General features: G+C 47.7%; 17 protein-coding genes. All 17 read left to right on the forward strand.

All coding sequences use genetic code 11. The features are described from left to right. Window positions 1-9: 9 nt before the first annotated feature. Window positions 10-1,779, forward strand: coding sequence for an ABC transporter ATP-binding protein (locus tag U1I11_RS06930; RefSeq protein WP_322905070.1), 1,770 nt, complete (start codon window positions 10-12; stop codon window positions 1,777-1,779). A 246-nt stretch (window positions 1,780-2,025) separates the two neighbouring features. After that, the gene (gene bshC, locus U1I11_RS06935; protein ID WP_322905072.1) at window positions 2,026-3,672 is read left to right on the forward strand and encodes a bacillithiol biosynthesis cysteine-adding enzyme BshC; all 1,647 of its coding nucleotides are present in this window, start codon (window positions 2,026-2,028) and stop codon (window positions 3,670-3,672) included. A gap of 297 nt (window positions 3,673-3,969) precedes the next feature. Further along, window positions 3,970-5,232 (forward strand): adenosylhomocysteinase, encoded by a 1,263-nt coding sequence (locus U1I11_RS06940; RefSeq protein ID WP_322905074.1) that lies wholly within the window; start codon window positions 3,970-3,972, stop codon window positions 5,230-5,232. Window positions 5,233-5,457: 225 nt separating this feature from the next. Next, window positions 5,458-6,276 (forward strand): DUF2785 domain-containing protein, encoded by an 819-nt coding sequence (locus tag U1I11_RS06945; protein WP_322905076.1) that lies wholly within the window; start codon window positions 5,458-5,460, stop codon window positions 6,274-6,276. A gap of 357 nt (window positions 6,277-6,633) precedes the next feature. Further along, complete coding sequence (gene mraZ, locus U1I11_RS06950; protein WP_322905077.1) at window positions 6,634-7,071, forward strand: division/cell wall cluster transcriptional repressor MraZ; 438 nt, start codon at window positions 6,634-6,636, stop codon at window positions 7,069-7,071. A gap of 21 nt (window positions 7,072-7,092) precedes the next feature. Then, window positions 7,093-8,061: a 16S rRNA (cytosine(1402)-N(4))-methyltransferase RsmH gene (gene rsmH, locus U1I11_RS06955; RefSeq protein ID WP_322905078.1), complete on the forward strand. Its 969-nt coding sequence runs from the start codon at window positions 7,093-7,095 to the stop codon at window positions 8,059-8,061. A gap of 16 nt (window positions 8,062-8,077) precedes the next feature. Then, window positions 8,078-8,488, forward strand: coding sequence for a hypothetical protein (locus U1I11_RS06960; RefSeq protein WP_322905079.1), 411 nt, complete (start codon window positions 8,078-8,080; stop codon window positions 8,486-8,488). 17 nt (window positions 8,489-8,505) lie between these two features. Next, window positions 8,506-10,944: a penicillin-binding transpeptidase domain-containing protein gene (locus U1I11_RS06965; RefSeq protein ID WP_416235599.1), complete on the forward strand. Its 2,439-nt coding sequence runs from the start codon at window positions 8,506-8,508 to the stop codon at window positions 10,942-10,944. 171 nt (window positions 10,945-11,115) lie between these two features. After that, window positions 11,116-12,600: a UDP-N-acetylmuramoyl-L-alanyl-D-glutamate--2,6-diaminopimelate ligase gene (locus tag U1I11_RS06970; RefSeq protein WP_322905742.1), complete on the forward strand. Its 1,485-nt coding sequence runs from the start codon at window positions 11,116-11,118 to the stop codon at window positions 12,598-12,600. Then, window positions 12,597-14,006 (forward strand): UDP-N-acetylmuramoyl-tripeptide--D-alanyl-D-alanine ligase, encoded by a 1,410-nt coding sequence (locus U1I11_RS06975; RefSeq protein WP_322905083.1) that lies wholly within the window; start codon window positions 12,597-12,599, stop codon window positions 14,004-14,006. Before U1I11_RS06970 ends, U1I11_RS06975 begins: the two co-directional genes overlap by 4 nt. Before the next feature lie 4 nt (window positions 14,007-14,010). Further along, window positions 14,011-14,982, forward strand: a complete 972-nt coding sequence (gene mraY / locus U1I11_RS06980) for a phospho-N-acetylmuramoyl-pentapeptide-transferase (RefSeq protein WP_322905085.1) — start codon at window positions 14,011-14,013, stop codon at window positions 14,980-14,982. Beyond that, window positions 14,982-16,454: a UDP-N-acetylmuramoyl-L-alanine--D-glutamate ligase gene (murD, locus tag U1I11_RS06985; RefSeq protein WP_322905087.1), complete on the forward strand. Its 1,473-nt coding sequence runs from the start codon at window positions 14,982-14,984 to the stop codon at window positions 16,452-16,454. The genes mraY and murD overlap by 1 nt, the downstream gene beginning before the upstream one ends. A gap of 43 nt (window positions 16,455-16,497) precedes the next feature. Continuing rightward, complete coding sequence (murG, locus tag U1I11_RS06990; RefSeq protein WP_322905743.1) at window positions 16,498-17,625, forward strand: undecaprenyldiphospho-muramoylpentapeptide beta-N-acetylglucosaminyltransferase; 1,128 nt, start codon at window positions 16,498-16,500, stop codon at window positions 17,623-17,625. A gap of 103 nt (window positions 17,626-17,728) precedes the next feature. Next, a complete protein-coding gene (locus U1I11_RS06995) occupies window positions 17,729-18,532 on the forward strand; it encodes a cell division protein FtsQ/DivIB (protein ID WP_322905088.1) in 804 nt (267 codons plus the stop codon). Between the two features lie 410 nt (window positions 18,533-18,942). Beyond that, a complete protein-coding gene (ftsA, locus tag U1I11_RS07000) occupies window positions 18,943-20,199 on the forward strand; it encodes a cell division protein FtsA (protein WP_322905090.1) in 1,257 nt (418 codons plus the stop codon). Window positions 20,200-20,259: 60 nt separating this feature from the next. Next, complete coding sequence (gene ftsZ / locus U1I11_RS07005) at window positions 20,260-21,402, forward strand: cell division protein FtsZ (RefSeq protein ID WP_322905092.1); 1,143 nt, start codon at window positions 20,260-20,262, stop codon at window positions 21,400-21,402. Window positions 21,403-21,642: 240 nt separating this feature from the next. Next, window positions 21,643-22,500 (forward strand): peptidoglycan editing factor PgeF, encoded by an 858-nt coding sequence (gene pgeF / locus U1I11_RS07010; protein ID WP_322905094.1) that lies wholly within the window; start codon window positions 21,643-21,645, stop codon window positions 22,498-22,500. The last annotated feature ends 6 nt before the right edge of the window (window positions 22,501-22,506 follow it).

Raw genomic sequence — 22,506 nt, forward strand, 5'->3', positions numbered from 1 at the left:
GTGGGCTTAGTGGAGAACATCTTAACAGTAAAAAACTTGAGCGTATCCTTCAATACTCGTGCTGGTGAATTTAAAGCCGTTAAAGATGTAAATTTCGAGATTGGAAAAGGGGAAACGGTCGGTATTGTCGGGGAATCCGGTAGTGGTAAGAGTGTAACAGCTCAAACGATTATGCGGTTGATCCCTTCTCCGCCTTCTATTATTAAAAGTGGAGAAATTACGTTTCTCGGTGAAAGCCTGCTGAGCAAAACCGACAAACAAATGGAGTCGATTCGTGGTAAAGATATCGGTATGATTTTCCAGGACCCGATGACTTCGCTTAATCCGACGATCAAAGTCGGTAAGCAAATTACCGAAGTTTTGCGTAAGCACCAGAAAATGAATGCGAATGAAGCGAAAGCATCGGCGCTTGAAATGCTGAAGCTTGTCGGGATCAAAAACCCGGAAATTCGTTTTAACCATTATCCGCACCAGTTTTCCGGTGGTATGCGTCAGCGTGCGATGATTGCGATCGCGCTTGCTTGCCGTCCATCGTTGCTAATTGCGGATGAGCCGACAACAGCGCTCGATGTAACGATTCAGGCGCAAATTCTCGATTTGATGAAAGATATGCAGCAAAAGCTAGGTACATCGATCATTCTGATTACACATGATCTCGGTGTTGTTGCTGGTATGTGTGATCGTGTTGTCGTGATGAAAGAAGGCGATGTAGTCGAAACCGGCACAACGTCCGAAATTTTCAAAAATCCGCAGCATCCGTATACGAAACGCCTGCTGAATGCATTGCCTCGTCTGGATGAGCCGAAAAAGCCAAAAATGGCTTCCGCTATAGCTGGTCTTGATCCGACACGCCCGCTCGTTGAAGTGACCAATTTGCGTCAGCATTTCAATTTGGGCAAAGGCAATATTTTGAAAGCAGTTAACGATATTAGCTTTAAAATTTATGAAGGCGAAACGCTTGGCGTAGTTGGGGAATCCGGTTGTGGTAAATCGACAACCGGTCGTACGATGCTGCGTCTGTATGAGCCGACTGGCGGTAGCGTAAAGTTTAACGGAACCGATATTTTCAGCCTGTCTCCACGCAAAATGAAAGCGATGCGTAAAGATATGCAGATGATTTTCCAAGACCCGTATGCATCGCTGAATCCGCGCTTTAACGTAATGGATATTATCGGTGAATCGCTCGATATCCACGGTCTGGCGGGTAGCCGTGCCGAACGCAAAAAGCGTGTGGAAGAATTGCTTGATATGGTCGGTCTGAACCCAAGCCATGCGTTGCGCTATCCGCATGAGTTTTCCGGTGGTCAAAGACAGCGGATCGGGATCGCTCGTGCACTTGCCGTGAATCCGAAGTTTATTATTTGTGATGAGCCATTGTCGGCACTCGACGTCTCGATTCAAGCACAGGTCGTTAAACTGTTGGAAGAATTGCAACAGCGCCTCGGTCTGACCTATCTGTTTATCGCGCACGATCTGTCGATGGTCAAACATATTAGTGATCGTGTAGCCGTTATGTATATGGGTAAAATTGTAGAGCTGGCTGAAAGTGAAGAACTGTACGCCAACCCACTGCATCCGTATACAAAAACATTGCTGTCCGCAATTCCGATCCCTGACCCGGATGTAGAAGTGAACAAACGCCGTATTTTGCTGCCGGATGAGCAACAAGCACCGGTTGAATCGGCAAATCCGGGTGTGCCAAAAGACCCGTTCAATCTCGACAATTCCGAGCTGATCGAAGTTTCACCAGGGCATTGGGTATCCCAGCCTGTTTCGTAAACATGAAATAAGGCGTAGCCGTATAGCTGCATTCCGGCTGAAATTGCGTCAATTCAGTCGGAGCCGCAGCATGCTGGCACGAAAATTTCATATGCAAAAACCGCCATACTGTATGGCGGTTTTTTTGTTTCTTCCAAAATGTAAAAAAGTGTAGGGTAAGCTTTGACTAAACGGACATACTTTCGTACAATCAAATAAGGTTTAGAAAGTTACAATAAGTAACAACGATGAGGAGGCACTACCCCCATGAATGTAGTTCCGGAGAGGCTACCTGCAAATCAACCGCTAGCAGAGCGGTATATGAACGATTTTGCATCGGTAAGCAGCTTGTACAATATGAATGTAACTGATCCGCAGACGTGGATTCAGCGTGCCGCCTGGCTGGATCAGCAAGAGCACTCCCGGATTGAGCGTGGAGCGTTGGTTGACTGCCTAGTGCAGTACAATCTTACACATAATGAGCATGAAGCGGTGCAGCAGTCATTACAGCTGCTGCGCCAGCAGCATACATTGACGATGGTGGGCGGGCAACAAAGCGGATTGTTTACGGGCGCATTGTTGGTCATTTACAAAGTGGTGACATTGATTTTATCCGCTCGTCATGCGTCGGAATTGCTCGGTCGTCCGGTAGTGCCGGTATTTTGGATTGCTGGTGAGGATCATGACTGGGATGAAGTAAACCATACGTATTTGCCGGATCAAGACGGTCAGGCGGTACGCATTCGGATGGAGCATGAACGTGGAGGACACTCACCGGTCAGCCGTACGATTGTTACGGAAGCGCATATTGCGCCTGTACTGCGCCAGCTGGAAAGTTTGCTGCCGGATACAGAGCACAAAAGTCAGTGGATCGCTGAACTGGAACGATGTATGCGGCAGTCCGACAATTTGAGCAGTGCATTTGCACGTCAGCTTGGTCGTCTATTTGGACGCTTCGGACTCGTTCTGCTTGATTCGGACGCGCCTGAGCTGCGTGAGTTGGAAAAGCCGGTATTTCGCCGTATCATCGAGCACAATGATCGTCTGACGGAAGCGTATATGGCAGCCTCTGATGAAGTGCGTGCTGCCGGTTATGAGGAGCAGGCAACGGTGGCGGAAGATGGTGCGAATCTATTTTATATTCATACCGATGAGGTGTATACAGCCGAGCGGCTGCTGCTGTTCAAGCGGGATGGACATTTTACCGATCGTAAAGGTTTAGTTACGTTCACCAAAGCAGAGCTGTTGGAACTAGTGGAGCGGCATCCTGAACGTTTTAGCAACAATGTGTTAACCCGTCCGCTGATGCAGGAATCGTTGTTTCCGGTGCTTGGTACGATCCTCGGTACGGGCGAGATTGCCTATTGGGCGCTAACCCGTCAGGCGTTTCAAACGTTCGGTATGCAAATGCCGCCGATTGTGCCACGGATGTCGTTTACAGTCGTTGAAGATAAAATTCAGCAGTTAATGAGCCGTTTTGAATTATCTTTTGATGATGTGCGAGAACGTTTTGCCGATATTCGCCGTCAGTGGTTGGAAGCGCAGGAAGATTACAATTTGGATGAGCGCTTTGACGAGCTGAAACGTCAATTTGCTGCATTGTATGCGCCATTTGTGGACGGTCTGGCTGAAGTGGATGCGTCATTACCGCATATTGCCCAAACGAATCAGCATAAAATTGAAGCGCAGATTGAATATTTGCATCGTAAAAGTAGGAATGCGGTGGAAAAGCAGCATGAAGTTGGGCTGCGTCGACTGGATCGGATCGCGCATTCGTTGTATCCGTTTGGCAAACCGCAGGAGCGTACGATCAATAGTTACTATTATATCGGTCGTTATGGCGAGCGTTGGCTTGATCAGTTACTGGCGCTTGAGCCGGATTTGAATGGTGGTCATCGTTTGTTGTATATGTAAACTTCGCTTCATCTATATTGCCTATCATTTATATTGTTTAATCTAACGATTGGCGTAGCCATGCGCAGCGGTAGCAGACGTTTGAGACATAGGGTTGTTAGTGCTCCTACAGATGCTTTAGCTCGGATCGTATCGTTCATTTCGCGTATAAGCAATCGTATAGCATAGACGTGTCAAGCAGCCGGTAGGAATTGCCGGTTGCTTTTCTGTTCATTAAACGATTAAATGGAAGTATTGATTCATTTCAAATCAAATAAACAGATGATCTCATCATCTACATAGTGGAGGAACGAAAAGATGACATTGCCATCGATTGCAAAAAGTATCGTAGCCGATATGGCGTTGGCGCCGGAAGGGCATCGTAAAATTGAATGGGTATCTGCCCATATGCCGGTATTAAATCGGATTCGTGCGGAATTTGAACGTGATTTGCCGTTTAAAGGCTTAAAAGTAACGATCTGTTTGCATTTGGAAGCGAAAACCGCTTATTTGGCAAAAGTGGTGCAAGCCGGCGGTGCTGAAGTGACGATTACAGGTAGTAATCCGCTGTCGACGCAGGATGATGTATGTGCTGCATTAGTAGAAGACGGAATTACCGTATTTGCCAAATATAACCCTGATCCTGTGGAATACAAATCGCTTGTACTGCATGCACTGGAAACAAAACCTGATCTCATTATCGACGATGGTGGCGATCTGATCACATTGATGCATGGTGAACGTCCTGATCTGTTAGCAACGATTCGCGGTGGAGCGGAAGAAACAACGACTGGCATTATTCGCTTGAAGGCGCTGCAAAAAGAAGGCACGCTCACATTGCCGATGGTCGCGGTCAATGATGCGTATTGTAAACATTTGTTTGATAACCGTTACGGTACAGGACAATCCGTATTTGACGGCATTATTCGTACGACGAACTTGATGATCGCCGGAGCGACGGTTGTTGTTGTTGGCTACGGCTGGTGCGGTAAAGGGGTAGCGATGCGCGCCAAAGGTCTCGGTGCCAACGTAATCGTAACCGAAGTGGACGCGATCAAAGCGGTTGAAGCGCATATGGACGGCTTCCATGTAATGCCGCTGATCGAAGCAGCCCAAAAAGGCAATTTCTTCATTACAGTAACAGGCAACAAAGATGTGATCACAGGTGAGCATTATGATGTGATGCAAGATGGCGCGATCGTATGTAATGCGGGTCACTTTGATGTAGAGGCAAACAAACCTGATCTGGCGGCACGTGCAGTATCGATCCGTACAGCACGTAAAAATATCGAAGAATACAAACTGCAAGACGGACGCCGTATTTATTTACTAGCAGAAGGACGCCTCGTCAATTTGGGTGCAGCCGACGGGCATCCGGCAGAAATTATGGATATGACGTTTGCACTGCAAGCGGTCGGTTTGCGTTATGTGAACGAAAATTACGAGCAGCTTGGCGCAGGCGTAATCAATGTACCGTACGAGCTGGACGAGCAGGTAGCACGTTACCGGCTCGAAAGTTTGGGCATCGGCATCGATTCGCTAACAGATGCACAGAAAAAGTATCTGGATAGCTGGTCGTAATCGATCTCCTATACATTCACATTGAAAAGTCTGATGACGTAGGCTACACTTAAACGTCGTCAGACTTTTTTGATGTACAATATTAGATTAAATCGTCAGCTTGCTCGTAGGATCGTATATGCTGTTGGAGGAGTGTAAACTGTGAAATTTCATATGTATATAAAGGAAATCGAGGGAGTTTCAATAAGCTATTCCAATTAGCAAAATTGAAAAATGAGGTGTGAAATGGAGACAAAGCAATTTCTTAAACAGTGCAAACAAAATCCTGAATTATTGCAGCATGAACCGCTTGAGCCTGTTGTGGCACTTATGTTTGCCCATATTGGAGCGCCAGATGCAGAACTTCGTGATCATATCATTTATAGCTTATTTGTTGAAATTATTTTGCATCAGCCAGTGAGTACGGCACAATTGTTATTTATAAAGCAAACGGCATTAAGTAATAAGGGAATGTTTTACAATATAGGAGCAATACATACGGATTGTATATTTACGCGTTCATTTTCCACATTGCTTATACCGCTGTTGTTGGAACGAAACAAAACAGACGCTTTTTTGACCGACAGCGATATTCAAGACGTTAAACATGCGATTATACACTATCTCAAAACTGAAAAAGACTTCAGAGGATATGTTTCCGGAAAAGGGTGGGCGCACTCGCTCGCTCATGTCGCGGATGGCATTCATTCTGTTTGGCACTACGGGTGGACGGCGGCTGAGTTTGTAAGCATATTGTATATCGTGCGAAGTATACTGGAGCATAATGAATTCGTGTTAACGAATCAGGAGGAAGAAAGGATGTTGTATGCGGTCATGCCGGGGCTAGTCGATGGACTGATCGATCAGCCATGTTTGCAGCAATGGATCGATCTGTTTTCCAATGTGCAGCCTAGTCATGATCCGGCTACTGATTATATTTTGTTGCATAATACAAAAGTATTTTTGAGTGCATTATATTTTAAACTAAAACAATATCCGCACTTGCTCGTTGCGGCGGATCATGTAGAAACGGTGATTTTCAACGTTCAGCAAAAATTTTATTAAAAATAATGCGATTATTATCCATTTATTCACTGACGTGTATAAAAGTTTCTTGATCGACGGTCTTAATACCTATATTATTTATAATCTGCGACTATTGATGTGAGTCTCTTTACATGTATTAAGTTTAAAGAGCCAAATTTAAAATATGACTTTGTCAATAGTATAAAATCAGACTTTTTGCGCTTAATTGTTATAAAATATTATGCTTAACCGCATAAAAGTTAAAAAAGAATGTTTTTTTTGAAAAAAACAGTGGATAGAGCAGGATTTTGATTTTGTATGAAGAATCTATTATGCTAGATGAGTGGTGGAAAGTGGTGTAAAGTGGGTAACGATAGTTAAAGGAGTGAGCCGCCAATGTTCATGGGGGAGTTTCAACATAACATTGACGACAAAGGACGGATAATTATTCCTGCCAAGTTTCGCGATTCACTCGGTCAATCGTTCGTTATTACACGAGGGCTCGACCACTGTCTGTTCGTCTATCCAATGGAGGAGTGGTCTCGATTGGAACAAAAGCTCAAATCGCTGCCGCTCATGAAAGCGGATGTTCGTGCGTTTACACGATTTTTCTTTTCTGGTGCAACAGAAGGCGAATGGGATAAGCAGGGCAGGGTGAATATCCCGCTCCATTTACGCCAGTACGCCAGCCTTGACAAAGAATGTATCGTGATCGGCGTATCCAGCAGGGTAGAAATTTGGAGTCGCTCCGATTGGGAGCAATATTATAACGAATCAGAGCAATCATTTAACGAAATTGCTGAGAAGCTGGTTGATTTTGATCTTGATCTGTAATCGTCTAGGAGGTTTAACAACTTGTTTCATCATATTACTGTATTAAAAGAAGAAGCGACAAATGCACTGGAAATCAAACCGGATGGCATTTATGTTGACTGTACGCTCGGGGGAGCGGGGCACAGCTCGGTAATCGCGGCTGCCTTAGGAGCAGAAGGCAGACTGATTGCGTTTGACCAGGATGATACGGCTTTGCGCAATGCTGAAAGTGTGCTTGCGCCTTATAAGGATCGTATTACGTTGATCAAAAGCAATTTTCGTCATCTGGAGGAGCAGCTTTTGGAAGCAGGAGTTCCAACGGAAGATGGAATTCCACAAGTCGATGGCATCCTGTTTGATCTTGGCGTTTCTTCACCTCAATTTGACGATGCGGAGAGGGGGTTCAGTTACAATCACGATGCCAAACTGGATATGCGCATGGATCAATCGACTGAATTGACCGCGCGCACGATTGTGAACACCTGGCCCGAAGAAGAAATCGCCCGCATCTTATACCGATATGGGGAAGAAAAGTTTTCGAAGCGCATCGCTGCCGTCATTGGCAAACAACGTGCTATCGCTCCGATCGAGACGACTGGAGAGCTTGCCGAGTTGGTCAAAGAAGGCATTCCGGCAGCCGCGCGCAGAACGGGCGGTCATCCCGCCAAGCGTAGCTTCCAAGCACTACGGATTGCGGTCAACGATGAACTGGGTGCATTTGAAGATGCGTTGCACCAATCGGTACGTTGTCTTGCACCGGGTGGCAGAGTATCGGTCATCACATTCCATTCATTGGAAGATCGTTTGTGCAAGCAAATTTTAGCTGAATATTTGGAAAAAAATGTGGCACCACCCGGATTTCCCGTTTATGTGAGTAATGGCGGCGTATTGAAATTAGTCAATCGTAAACCATTGCTTCCGTCTGATGAAGAAGTCACAACAAACAAGCGCGCAAGATCAGCCAAGTTGCGAGTCGCGGAAAAGGTGGATACAAACCAACAAATTCAATAAGCAAGGAGACGGAATTATGGCTTATACGAGAGGAAATCTCGCCGTTAAGGAAAAAGCGGCTGACAAGGTTGTCCGAAAGTATCGGCAGACAACAAAAGTAGTTGTGCGCCGTGCACATCTGTCAGTGCAGGAGAAATTGCTTTATTTGGGCACCGTGTTATTTTGCATTGTAATTGCGGGTATCGTATTGTGGCGCTATGCTTATATTTATCAAGTGAACAAAGATATCCAAAATATGGCAAGTACGACAACCACATTGCAAAAGCAGATCGTGCAAAACGATTTGCGCAAGCACTTGCTTGAAAACCAAGTGGTGGAGCGCGCGACCGCGCTGGGGTACATAGAGCCTGTGAACACCGATCCAATTCAGGTTTCCCGTGAAAAGGGAACGTCCACCTCGTCGCCCGCTACTCAGGACAGCAAGTAAAGCGAGGGGAAATGGCAGTGAATAAAAGAATAAAACTTCGCACTTTATTTGTAGGAGGGTGCATCGCCCTCTTTTTTGTTGTCCTTATTGTGCGTATATTTTGGCTCCAGATCGTTCAAGGCTCGGAGTGGCATGCGCGTGCAGTCGAAAACTGGACAACTGACAATGTGATCAAAGCTAAGCGTGGTACGATTACCGATCGCAATGGCAATGAACTCGCAATTGATGCGCCGGCTTACAATGTTGTGCTTAATCCGAAAGTGATTGCTGAACTTGACGTCAAAAACGATATCGTTAGCAGCTTGCATACGATTCTCGGCACAGATGAAAGTGAACTGGAAAAACAGGCGACTTCCAAAGACGATAAAGGTCAACTGCGCATTTGGCGTGAACTCAATAATGGTGGACGCCAAATTCCGCAAGATAAAGCGGATCAGATCAATGCGCTGATCGCGCAGCTCAAACAGAAGACCGGCAAACGTTATGATGTAGGCATATCGCTAACTGACGATTCCAAACGTTATTATCCGAAAAATGAACTGGCTGCCCATGTGCTCGGCTATACCGACAAAGACGGTAAAGCGGTAGCGGGCATTGAGGCATATTACGATCAGCAGCTTAAAGGTGTTGACGGTAGAATAAAGTATGAAAAAGATCGTCAGGGCGATAAGTTGCCGAATTCGCAAGATGTGTATACGCCAGTCAAAAACGGCGATAATTTAAAGCTGACGATCGATGAAACGATCCAATATTATACCGAGCAAGCGATGAAAGAAGCGTACAAGCAACTGCAACCGAAAAGCATTACGATCATCGCCGCTGATCCGAATACGATGAACATTTTGGCGATGGCGAATATGCCGACATTTGATCCGAACAAGTATAATGAAGTGCCTGCCGATCAATATAATGATTTTACGAATCTGGGCATTAAGGCGATTTATGAGCCGGGTTCAACGTTTAAAATTGTTACGCTATCAGGAGCGGTACAGGAAAACTTGTTTAATCCCGAAGCGACCTACCAATCCGGTACGATTCGTGTCGGCAACACTACACTACATGATATCAACCGTGTCGGCTGGGGCAATATTACGTTTTTGGAAGGGTTGAAGCGTTCCAGTAACGTTGCTTTTGTTAAGCTTGGTTATGAAATGCTAGGCGCAGAGCGTCTGCGTAAATATATCGACGCATTTGGTTTTGGGGTGAAGACAGGGATCGATCTGCCGGGTGAAGTGTCCGGTGCGATCACATTCCGTCCGAATATTAAAACCGAAGTTGCCACTGCCGCCTATGGTCATGGACGTGTACAGGTGACGCCATTACAGCAACTTGTCGCCGTATCCGCCGTAGCGAATGGCGGTAAAGTGCTCACACCGCATGTCGTTGAGTCGATCACCGATCCGAATACCGGTGTGACGACAGATACGGCGGTACACGAAGTGCGACAGGCGATCACGCCGGAAGTATCCGCCAAAGTACGTGGCTATTTGGAGCAGGTCGTGTCTGACCAGCAGATCGGTACAGGGCGTCACGCTTATATTGAAGGCTATCGTGTAGCAGGTAAAACGGGGACTGCGGTTAAAGTTAAAACCGATGGTTCCGGGCAGTATGATTATACGAAACAGGTCGTATCATTTATCGGTTTTGCACCGGCAAATGATCCTAAAATCGCCATGATCGTCGTGATTGACCAGCCGTCCAACTCCAAGCTTGGTGGCGGTACAGCAGCGGCACCGATTTTTAAACAAATCGTCAGTCAGGCGCTTCCTTATATGGGTGTAGCAAAGGTAAGTGATGGCGACAGCAAAAAAACGACGACCACTGTACAGCAAACGCCAACTATGTATACAGCACCTGTTTTGACAGGCAAACCGCTAGAATTGGCGAAGAAAAATTTGCTAGCTAACGGCATTTCGTATAAAGTCGTAGGTTCGGGCAATACCGTCGTCAAACAATATCCGGCTGCTGGAGCGACGATGGGCAGCGGGCAAAATATTTATTTGATGACCGAAGAACCGACCAAAATGGCGATCCCCGATCTGAAAGGAGAATCGCTGCGCGATGCGCTGGAAATTCTCAATCTGATGAAGGTGGAAGTAGTGGCGACTGGTGAAGGCTATGTGTCCTCACAGGTAGAATCCGAATCGGGCGGACGGCGTTCGGTGACATTAACGCTCAAATCAGCCAAAGCTACCGTCACTGGTGTGGATGATTCGGAGGAGAGCGAGTCGTCAACAGACGCTAAAAAGGATGGTGCCAAAGCGACAAACGATAAAGCGACAGGCACATCCACCGATTCCAAATCATCAGACAGCAACAACGCCGATAAGAAGTCGTCAGCGACTAACGAGGGCGATCCGGAAGTCGGAGCGGAATCTACATCCGGTGAAGAAGCGGATTCCGGTTCCACGTCGAGTTTGAAAATTCCGGAACCGGAAGGTGCACCAACGAATTGACGCTTGTGCATTACAGTGGCAAGTGGTATCTTGCTGAATAGAAGTAACATCAAGGCATGATCTATGCTTGATTGATGATCACCCGGCAGAAATCAGTCACAGGAGGAATGACTCCTGAACGGTCTGAACTTTGCCGGGTATCGTTATTAATTTTGGAAAAGAGGAATGAATATGTTGTTAGCGGAGGCGTCGGAGCTGTTGATAACGTCCCGGATTCAGGGTGATCCGGCGATACCATTTTTCGGTATGGAGGTGGATTCGCGCGCGGTTCAGCCAGGGGATTTGTTTATTTGTTTGCCCGGGCTGACGGTGGATGGGCATGATTTTGCAGCACAGGCGCTTGCCAAAGGTGCCGTAGCCCTTGTAGTGGAACGGGAGCTGGCTGTTGATGTACCACAATTGATCGTATCCAGTTGTCGCCATGCGATGGCGGTGCTTGGCGATGCTTTTTATGATCATCCAAGCCGTCGCTTGAAAATGATCGGCATTACCGGCACGAATGGCAAAACCACAACTTCTTATTTGATCGAGCGTATTATGAATGACAATGGCGTGAATACCGGTTTGATCGGCACGATTGAAATGCGTTATAACGGCAATGCTGTACCGATGCCGCGCACAACGCCAGAGGCGCTTATTTTGCAGCGGATGCTAGGACAAATGGCGGATTCAGGTGTGGAAGCATGTGTAATGGAAGTGTCCTCGCATGCGTTGGAACAAGGACGTGTTAAAGGCACGGATTACCGTACTGCTATTTTTACGAACATTAGTCAGGACCATCTTGATTATCATCATACGATGGCTGAGTATATTGCCGCCAAAGGTTTGTTTTTTAGCCGACTTGGCAACAACTATGCAAAACCGGAGCAGCGCAAATATGCTGTTCTCAACATAGATGATCCTGCTTCCGACTATTATCGTCGGATTACGGCTGCTGATGTGATTACATATGGGGTAGAACAGCCTGCTGATGTACGTGCATCGAATATCCGCATTACGTCAACAGGAACCAGTTTTCATTTGACGACATTCCGTGGCGAAACCGATGTGACATTGAAAATGGTCGGTACATTTAACGTGTACAATGCGCTGGCGGCGATTACGGCAGCATTGATTGAAAATGTGCCGCTGGAACAAATTCGTCACAGTCTAGAACAGATTCCAGGTGTGGATGGACGGGTCGAACTCGTAGAGGCGGGACAGCCGTTTGCCGTCATTGTCGATTATGCGCATACGCCGGACGGTCTGGACAATGTGCTATCTACGATTAAGGAATTTGCCCAGCAGCGTATCATTACCGTGTTTGGCTGTGGTGGAGATCGTGATCGCACGAAGCGTCCACTAATGGGCAAAGTCGCTGCCAAGTATAGTGATTATACATTGATTACGTCCGATAATCCGCGTACGGAAGACCCGGCTTTTATTTTGACCGAGATTGAAGCAGGGCTGCAAGAGCAGCAAATCGATACCGCTCGTTACGAGTTGATTGTAGATCGCCGCCTCGCGATTCAAAAAGCGGTTGAAATGGCGCAGCCTGGCGATGTACTATTGATTGCGGGCAAAGGTCATGAGACGTATCAAATCATCGGTCAGGAAACGATTGATTTTGATGACAGGTTAGTAGCCAAAGAAGCGATAAGGAGTCTTTCCAAGTGATAAAAACGACGATTGGACGCATTGCACAAATGTGCGGCGGACAGCTTAGCGGAACTGCGGAGTCTGCCTGCCACGGCGTGGTGATTGATTCGCGTCAAGTGTACGAAAACAGTTTATTTGTACCGATTATTGGCGAACGCGCTGATGGGCATAACTTTGTAGCGGATGTGCTATCCAGAGGAGCTGCGGCTTCGTTATGGCAGCGTGATCGCGGCGCGGCGCCGGAAGGTAATATCATTATCGTAGACGATACGTTGGCAGCATTACAGCGTCTGGCAAGTGCTTATTTGGAGCAGAGTGAGGCGACCGTCATTGGTGTCACCGGCTCCAACGGCAAAACAACGACCAAAGATATGGTAGATGCATTGCTCCGGCAAGCGTACCGTGTGCATAAAACGCAAGGCAATTTTAACAGTCATATCGGTTTGCCGTTAACGATTCTAGGCATGCCGGAACAGACGGAAATGCTTATTTTGGAAATGGGTATGCGGGGACGCGGCGAAATTGAGCTATTGTCCAATATTGCGCGTCCGCATGCGGCAATCATTACGAATATCGGTGAATCCCATCTGGAGCTGCTCGGTACACGCGAACAAATCGCCCGTGCCAAAATGGAGATCGTTAGCGGTTTGCGTCCACAAGGGTTGCTTGTTTATAACGGTGATGAGCCGCTGTTACATCGCCTGTTAGCTGAGCCAGAACGTCACTCCCAATCGATGCAAACGATCGCTTTTGGCGTCGAACCATCCAATGATTGGCAAGTTACCGGTGTGATGTCGCGTGGACGTTCCACGATTTTTACGACGAATCGTTACCCGGATGAAGCGTGGACATTGCCGCTACCTGGTTTGCACAATGTGACCAATGCGCTTGCTGCGATGGCGATTGCCGTTCATTATGGAGTAACGATCGAGCAGATGCGTACCGGGTTGTCCGAGCTTAAGCTAAGCGGTATGCGTATTGAGCAGGTGGAAGGGGCAGATGGCGTCGTCTTGCTGAATGATGCGTACAATGCCAGTCCAAGCTCAATGAAGGCAGCGCTGGATGTGCTGGATGGCATGAAGGATTATCGTCGCCGCATCGCCGTGCTGGGCGATATGCTAGAGCTTGGCGCGGACGAGCGTATGTACCATGAACAAATGGGAGCTTATGCAGCCGAGCATACCGATCTGTTGTTCACCTATGGTGAGCGCGGACGACATATTGCCGCCGCAGCGCGTACGCAGATGTCACCGGAGCTAGTGTACGAGTATACATCCAAGTCAGCATTGATCTCGGCGCTGCTGGACACGGTGCAGCAAGGCGATGTTGTACTGTTTAAAGCATCCAGAGGCATGAGGTTGGAAGAAGTTTTACAGGCGCTGATGCCTGATTCAATAAGCAACGCAGAAGCGCTGGAGGAATAACAAGATGGATTTTCAATTATTGCTATTGGCGGCTGCCGCCTCGTTTATTTTATCGATCATTGCGATGCCGATTCTAATTCCGGTGTTGCGCCGGATCAAATTCGGACAACAAGTTCGCAATGACGGCCCGCAAACTCATTTGAAAAAAGCGGGTACGCCAACGATGGGCGGCATTGTAATCATTTTGGCGGCAACGGTCGTATTTATTAAATTTTCGGTCATCGATACGAATTTCTGGGTGTTGTTAACAGCGACAGTAGGATTCGGCTTGATCGGATTTTTGGATGATTATATCAAAATCGGCTTAAAGCGTTCACTTGGGCTGACGGCAAGACAGAAACTGGTCGGACAATTGATCTTCTCAGCGATTATTTGTTATTTGCTGATCCACAAAGGACATAGCACCGCGCTTAACATTCCGGGTATCGATGTAACGTTTGACTGGGGCCCGTGGTTTTATTATCCATTTATCGTGGTGATGCTGCTTGCGATCAGTAATGCGGTTAACTTTACGGATGGTGTGGACGGCTTGCTGTCCGGGGTGAGTGCGATCGCATTTGCAGCTTATGCGGTCATTGCGATTCAGATGTCTTCGCCTGCTGCTGCTGTATGTGCGGCGGCGATGATCGGTGCAGTGCTCGGCTTTCTCGTCTTTAACGCTCATCCAGCCAAAGTGTTTATGGGCGATATGGGTTCACTTGGCATCGGCGGCGCAATCGGCGGAATTGCCATCGTTACGAAAAATGAATTGCTATTTCTCGTGATCGGGCTTGTATTCGTGATCGAGCTGTTGTCGGTCGTCATTCAGGTCATATCGTACAAAACACGAAACGGCAAACGGGTATTTAAGATGGCGCCGATTCATCATCATTTCGAGTTGTCCGGCTGGTCGGAATGGCGCGTAGTGACGACATTTTGGGCAGTGAGCCTCATTTTGGCTGTAATCGGAATTTATATTAGCAAGGGGTTGTCCTGATGAATGCTCCTGAATCGTATCAAGGTCGTCCGGTCGTCGTCATCGGTCTAGCACGCAGTGGGGTGGAAGCTGCCAAAGCGCTGCATCGTCTAGGCGCAATCGTCACCGTTAATGACCTAAAGCCAAGAGAACAGTCGCCAGAAGCGGCAGAGCTGGAGGAATTAGGGATTGAAGTGATCTGCGGTGGGCATCCGGCAGGGCTAATTCATCCAGATGTGGCGTTAGTCGTCAAAAATCCGGGTATTCCTTATAGTGCACCACCGATCAAGCAAGCATTACAACTAGCGCTTGAAGTCATTACCGAGGTGGAATTGGCGTATCGATTGTCCGCTATTCCGATGATCGGTATTACCGGTTCCAATGGCAAAACAACGACAACAACCTGGGTTGGCAAAATGCTGGAAGCGAGCCATTTGCATCCAATCGTCGGCGGCAATATCGGTATTCCGCTCTGTCAGGCGGTTGCTGAAGCCGATCCGGCAGTCAAGCCGATCATCGTTGCCGAGCTAAGCAGCTTTCAGCTGAAAGGTACACAGGATTTTCGTCCGCGCATCGCCTGTCTGCTCAATGTGGCGGAGACGCATCTCGATTATCATGGCTCGATGGACGATTATGTACAATCCAAACGCAAAATTTTTGCCAATCAAGGTGATGGGGATACGGCAGTGCTCAATTGGGACGATAGCTATTGCCGTAGCATTATTCCTTATATGGAAGCGGAGCGTATCATCCCGTTTTCGATTTACGAAGAACTGGGAGCGACACTGACGGCGGCATCGGAACAAGGTCATTTTGCGACCGCTGCATTGTATGTTTCGCCTTCCTTTATCGAAGGCGTCGACGATGATATGCAGCGTACAATTATGTATACTGATGGTGCGCAGCAACTAGCGATTGTGCCGGTACATGAGCTGGGCATTCCGGGGCGCTACAATGTCGCGAATGCGCTCGCCGCCTGTGCGATGGCGATCGCTGCAGGTTGTCAGCCGCAGGAGCTGGCAGAGCCGCTGCGCACATTCCGTGGTGTTGAGCATCGGCTTGAATATGTGCGTCAGCACGATGGAGTCGATTACTACAACAATTCCAAAGCAACCAATGCAAGAGCGACGATCATGGCGCTATCAGCATTTCAAGATCAGGACATCGTACTAATTGCGGGTGGTCTTGACCGTGGCTCCGATTATATGGAGCTGCTGCCTGAATTGCAAAATGGCATCAAAGGCATCGTACTGCTTGGACAAACGCGTCATAAGCTCGCTCACGTCGCAGCGCTTGCCGGCATAACGAATATCGCTTTGATCGACGAGTCTGAAAATACGGTAGTTGCGATTGAAGCAGCAGTGTATGAGGCAAGCCAAATAGCAAGTGCGGGTGATATTGTGCTATTATCTCCAGCATGTGCAAGTTGGGATATGTTTACTTCCTATGAAGTGCGCGGTGATCAGTTTAAGCGTGCTGTTCATAAGCTGTAATCGTTAAGAATAGATTATATTTCACTGGAAAGGGGGGGCGATGATGCGAATTATTTTAACTGGAGGCGGTACGGGCGGACATATTTATCCGGCACTGGCGATTGCTGAGCAATGCAAAGAGCAAGGTATCAAAGCTGAGTTTTTGTACATTGGCGGTAAACGGGGATTAGAAACGAAAATTGTGCCTGAAGCGAAAATTCGCTTCGAATCGATTGATATTACCGGATTCCGAAGGAGTCTGTTTTCGCTTGAAAATATTAAAACGATCAATCGCTTCATTCAGGGTGTGAAAATTTCAAAAAAGCTTATTCATGAATTTCGCCCGGATATTGTAATCGGTACAGGCGGTTATGTATGTGGTCCGGTCGTTTATGCGGCAGCCAAGCTCGGCATTCCAACGCTCGTGCATGAGCAAAATGCGATTCCCGGTTTGACGAATTTGTTTTTAAGCGGTTATGCGAGTACGGTCGCGGTTAGCTTTGAAGATGCATTGCCTCGTTTTAAGCGTGCTAAGCGGGTGCTGTTTACCGGCAATCCACGGGCGACGATGGTGCAGCATGCTGATCGTGAACGCGGGCTTGCCTCACTAGGTTTGCCTGCCGATGCACAGATTGTGCTGATGGTTGGTGGCAGCCGTGGCGCGCGCGCGTTAGTCGAAGCGATGGTACAGGCGGCGCCGTTATTGCAGCATAAGCCGGATGTGCATTATGTGTTTGTGACCGGCGAAATTTATTATGATGAGATTTATGAGCGTATTGAAGAAGCGGTGGAGACGATCCCGACTAATTTGCATGTGTTGCCGTACATTCCGAATATGCCGGAAGTGCTTGCTGCCACATCGCTGCTAATCGGTCGTGCCGGTGCTTCATCGCTGGCGGAGATCACTTCGCTTGGTACACCGTCGATTCTGATTCCATCTCCGAATGTGACGAACAACCATCAGGAAGCAAACGCATTGGCATTGAAAAAAGCAGGTGCCGCCGAAATGTTGCTAGAGCGCGATCTGAGCGGGCAAGCGCTCGTTGCGATTGTAGATCGTATTATGGACGATGAAGCGGAGCGTAAACGGATGTCTGATGCTTCTTCGGCACTGGGAACGCCGCAATCTGCATTTTTGTTACTGGAAGAAATGCAGCGTCTAATTGCCGAGCACAAGTCAGTTAAGCACTGAGCAGAACGTTTGGCGTTGTCTGCTGACGTTTGCCGGATGAATGAGCAGCAAAGGGCTGCACATCTGCTAAGTTAACCGAAATACGAATTACTGGAGACATGCCATGCCTAAGCAAAGATTAAGTATAGTACCAAAAAATGAACCTTCTGCCCAGACGAGACCGTCCCCCAAACGCAGACGAAAAATTACTCCGCGTTTCAAATGGATCGTGATGCTGAGCATTTTGTTTGTTGTCATGCTGGGTGTCGTATTCTGGTTTTCGCCGCTCGGCAAAATATCGCAGATTACGTTTACCGGCAATGCTTTCACTTCCAAGGAAGATTTACTTGCAGCGACCAAGCTTGCCAAAGGTGATGCGTTTTATGGTACGTCAGCAGCGACGATCAAAGCGAGATTGCAGACGATTCCAGCGATTGAAGATGCTACGATTACGAAGGATTTTCCGGGTAAAATCGATATCCATGTGCAGGAATATCCAGTCGTCGCTTATGAGCTTGCCACTTCCGGCGAACTGACCGCTATTTTGCAAAATGGTACCGCTGTGCGTGCCGATGATCGCGGTGTTGCCGTGGAGAAGCCGGTGCTAACCCAGTGGGCGGATTATGAGCAGGAAAAGATTGCGCTTTGCAAAGTGTTAGGCACGATTCCGAACGAGTTAACATCGGACATTTCGGAAATTATGCCATCACCGACAGTTTCTTTTCCAGATCGCATTATGATCTATACCCGCTCTCAATTTGAGGTCATTACGAGCATTTCACTGCTGGCGGATAAGGTGGAATATTTGAATCAGGTAATTGAGACACAACCGCCAGGCATTATTACAATGCTGGAAGCTGATTCGTACACGCCGTTTGTGCCGCAAAAAGACGATGGCGAAACCGATGACGGTACAGGAACACAATAAGTCGATGTCGCATTTTGTCTACTTATTACAGTAGTTTGAAATGAATATTTATGTCGCTTATGATGCAGATATGATGTCTGCACTTTCTGTACAGCCGGAAAAATGCTAGAATGAGGTTGGAAGATATTAAATTTTTGTAAACTTTGACTCCCGTATGGTGCAGCCGTGACTGAATATCGGTACAATCGTTCTTTTTTCTTTAAACTTTTACAGCTTCATAGGGAATTTAAAGTTCACAATACATTTAAAAAGTTTGTAGAAAAAAGAGGGAAAGTATGGACCATGTGGAATACTAATGTAGAGCGTAATGTTAAAAAATGTTTTTCGGACATTGAGTTTCCATCCCCGTACAACGTACAGGGAGTGAGGAAATTCGTCATTTTATGGAATTTGCAGGAGGTGCCAGGGGCTTGAGCAACAATGACATCATTGTTAGTTTGGACATCGGTACATCCAAAGTTCGTGCTATTATCGGGGAAATTAACAATGGAACCTTTAATATTATTGGAGTTGGATCTGCCGACTCGGAAGGGATTCGCAAAGGCGCAATCGTCGATATTGACCAGACTGTGCAATCCATCCGAAATGCAGTTGATCATGCAGAGCGTATGGTCGGCATTCAAATATCTGAAGTGATCGTAGGTATTTCGGGAAATCATATCGGACTTCAAACGAGCCATGGAGTTGTAGCCGTCTCCAACGAAGATCGTGAAATTGGCGAAGAAGATATCGAGCGGGTGTTAAAGGCGGCAGAGGTGATCGCACTTCCTCCTGAACGTGAAATTATCGATGTTGTCGCCAAACAGTATGTGGTCGACGGACTGGAAGGTATTCAGGACCCGCGCGGCATGATCGGCGTACGACTGGAAGTGGAAGCTACCATTATTACCGGCGCCAAAACATCCATTCACAATTTGCTGCGCTGTGTGGAAAAGGCGGATTTGCATATTAAAGATTTGGTGTTGATCTCGCTTGGTGCAGGCCAATTGGCTCTGTCCAAAGATGAGAAAACGATGGGTGCGGTGCTCGTTGATATCGGTGCCGGTTCATCCACGATTGCGGTATTCGAGGAAGGAGCGCTTAAGGCGACTGCGACGTTGCCGATCGGCGGCGAGTTCGTAACGAACGATATCGCTTACGGACTGCGCACACTGACCGAAAATGCCGAAAAAGTAAAGTTGAAATACGGCTGCGCGCTCGCTGAAGAAGCGGCATCTGATGTCGTGTTTAAAGTTCAGCGCATCGGCAGCAATGTTGACAAAGAGTTCACGCAGCAAGACCTGGCCGCGATTATCGAGCCGCGTGTACAGGAGATTTTCGAACTGATTCGTCAGGAAGTTGTAAAGCTCGGTTATCAGGAGCTTCCTGGTGGTTATATACTCACAGGAGGCACAGTTTCCATGCCGGGCGTGCTTGAAATCGCTCGCGAGGAGCTGGCAGCTTCCGTACGAGTGGCGGTTCCTGATTATATCGGTGTACGTGATCCTGCTTATACAAGCGGTGTAGGCATTTTGTATAATGTAATCCGTAACATTCGCGGTGGCGGCGGTACGGCTGGTGCAGGCAAAAAAGCACCGGTGCGCAACAAGGCCGCATCGACCCCGGATAACAGCGCAAAACCGGGCTTGATTGAACGGCTCAAAAATATGTTCAGTGAATTTATTTGATGAAGTTCATTCTAGACTGGAAAATAGCCATTCATGGACATTAAGGGGGAGATGGGATAGATGTTGGAATTCGATTTTGAAATGGAAAGCCTGGCCCAGATTAAGGTCATCGGTGTCGGCGGCGGCGGAAGCAATGCCGTCAACCGAATGATCGAAAATGGTGTACAAGGCGTGGAGTTTATAACGGTAAATACAGATGCACAGGCATTGCATCTTGCTAAATCCGAACATAAGCTACAAATTGGTGATAAGCTGACACGCGGACTCGGCGCTGGCGCTAATCCGGAAGTCGGTAAAAAAGCAGCCGAAGAATCCCGTGATCTGATTAGCAATACGTTAAAAGGTGCAGACATGGTATTCGTAACTGCCGGTATGGGCGGCGGTACAGGTACAGGTGCAGCACCGGTCATTGCTGAAATTGCCAGAGAATGCGGCGCGCTGACTGTAGGCGTAGTAACTCGCCCGTTCACGTTTGAAGGACGCAAGCGGTTCTCGCATGCAGAACAAGGCATCGAAGCATTGAAGGAAAAAGTAGACACACTGATCGTTATTCCAAATGATCGTTTGCTCGAAATTGTCGACAAAAAGACACCGATGCTGGAAGCGTTCCGCGAAGCGGACAATGTGCTGCGGCAAGCGGTGCAAGGCATTTCCGATTTGATCGCTGTACCGGGCTTGATTAACCTTGACTTTGCCGACGTTAAAACGATCATGACCGAGCGCGGTTCGGCATTGATGGGGATCGGTGAAGCGACAGGTGAAAACCGTGCAGCTGAAGCAGCACGTAAAGCGATTATGAGCCCGTTGCTAGAAACGTCGATCGAAGGTGCACGCGGCGTAATCATGAACATTACAGGTGGCGCGAACTTGTCATTGTACGAAGTTAACGAAGCGGCTGAAATCGTAACTAGCGCTTCCGACCCGGAAGTGAATATGATTTTCGGTGCGATTATCGACGAGAATCTGAAGGAAGAAATCAAAGTAACCGTCATTGCGACCGGATTTGAACATAAGCCTGCACAACCGCTGCAGCCTGTACGTCGTCCGGCAGCTAGCCAACCAGCCCAAAGCTCCACGAGCGAGCCGCAAGCTGAAGAAAAGGCACCTGCTCCGCGTCAGTTCAACAATCAGCAGCAGCCAAGTGGTGATCAACTGGACATCCCGACCTTCTTGCGTAATCGTTCCCGTCACAAAAACGACTAGAACATCATTTGCGCAGTAGTTACAGGTTATGATAAAAGGGCTTGTTTTCTGCGGAAAACAGGCCTTTTTTGTTTAGGATGATCGATGTGATCGCGCAGCATATGCTACAGTAATAAATACAGATGCATACTTATATTGGCTGATAATCTGTCATCGTAATTGCATATAATAAACAACGATAAAACGGTATGATCGTAACGCTCGATTGGGCAATAGATAGCAAACATAGCGAGGTGCATAATGGAACCATTTCAAAGTAATCGGCAAGGCGAAGCGGTATCCGAACAGCCGGAGCTGTTCCGACTTGGCAGCACAGCTTGGCGTCAAGGGATACAAGCCGGTTTTACCGGTAGACGCGGAGGGATGAGTACAGCGCCGTATGATTCGTTTAATCTTGCCTATCATGTTGAGGATGAAGCGGACGCTGTACTCGCTAATCGTCGTCTGTTATGTCAGCAAATTGGTTTTGACAGCCAGGGCTGGGTATGTGGCGAACAAGTGCATAGCAACCATATTGCTTGTGTAACGGCAGATGATGCCGGACGCGGTTGGAGCGATCGGAGCAGTGCTTTTCAAGAAACAGACGGATTGATTACCGATGTGCCGGGCATACTGCTGACTTCCTTTTATGCGGATTGTGTGCCATTATATTTTACAGACACTGTACGCCGTGTCGTCGGGCTTGCTCATGCAGGCTGGAAAGGTACAGTCGCAAACATCGCTGGCGAGATGATTCGTACGATGGAACAGCAATACGGCAGCAAGGTAGCCGATATTCATACGGCGATTGGCCCGTCGATCGGGATGCAGCAATATGAAGTCGATCAACGTGTGATGGAGCATGTCGATGTTTGGACGGCGAAGCTGGCGGGTAATGGACAATTGCCTACATACGCCAAACTAGGCGCTCCGGGCAAAACATGGCTCGATTTAAAACAATTAAACCGTGAATTGATGATTTTTGCAGGAATACAGCCGCAGCATATCGAAATTAGTCGTTGGTGTACGTACGAGCGCCACGATTTGTTTTTTTCCTATCGTGCGGATGGCGGTGTTACAGGCCGAATGGCAAGCTGGGCTGGCATAGAAACGGAGTGACTACAA

The sequence above is a fragment of the Paenibacillus campi genome, from assembly GCF_034659835.1.
GTDB classification, from domain to species: Bacteria; Bacillota; Bacilli; order Paenibacillales; family Paenibacillaceae; genus Saccharibacillus; species Saccharibacillus campi.

Coding starts and splice junctions, on each gene's coding strand:
- pgeF (WP_322905094.1), top strand. CDS start 21,643: ATGGAACCATTTCAAAGTAATCGGCAAGGCGAAGCGGTATCCGAACAG.
- murG (WP_322905743.1), top strand. CDS start 16,498: ATGCGAATTATTTTAACTGGAGGCGGTACGGGCGGACATATTTATCCG.
- U1I11_RS06995 (WP_322905088.1), top strand. CDS start 17,729: ATGCCTAAGCAAAGATTAAGTATAGTACCAAAAAATGAACCTTCTGCC.
- U1I11_RS06940 (WP_322905074.1), top strand. CDS start 3,970: ATGACATTGCCATCGATTGCAAAAAGTATCGTAGCCGATATGGCGTTG.
- ftsZ (WP_322905092.1), top strand. CDS start 20,260: ATGTTGGAATTCGATTTTGAAATGGAAAGCCTGGCCCAGATTAAGGTC.
- mraY (WP_322905085.1), top strand. CDS start 14,011: ATGGATTTTCAATTATTGCTATTGGCGGCTGCCGCCTCGTTTATTTTA.
- U1I11_RS06945 (WP_322905076.1), top strand. CDS start 5,458: ATGGAGACAAAGCAATTTCTTAAACAGTGCAAACAAAATCCTGAATTA.
- murD (WP_322905087.1), top strand. CDS start 14,982: ATGAATGCTCCTGAATCGTATCAAGGTCGTCCGGTCGTCGTCATCGGT.
- bshC (WP_322905072.1), top strand. CDS start 2,026: ATGAATGTAGTTCCGGAGAGGCTACCTGCAAATCAACCGCTAGCAGAG.
- U1I11_RS06970 (WP_322905742.1), top strand. CDS start 11,116: ATGTTGTTAGCGGAGGCGTCGGAGCTGTTGATAACGTCCCGGATTCAG.
- mraZ (WP_322905077.1), top strand. CDS start 6,634: ATGTTCATGGGGGAGTTTCAACATAACATTGACGACAAAGGACGGATA.
- U1I11_RS06960 (WP_322905079.1), top strand. CDS start 8,078: ATGGCTTATACGAGAGGAAATCTCGCCGTTAAGGAAAAAGCGGCTGAC.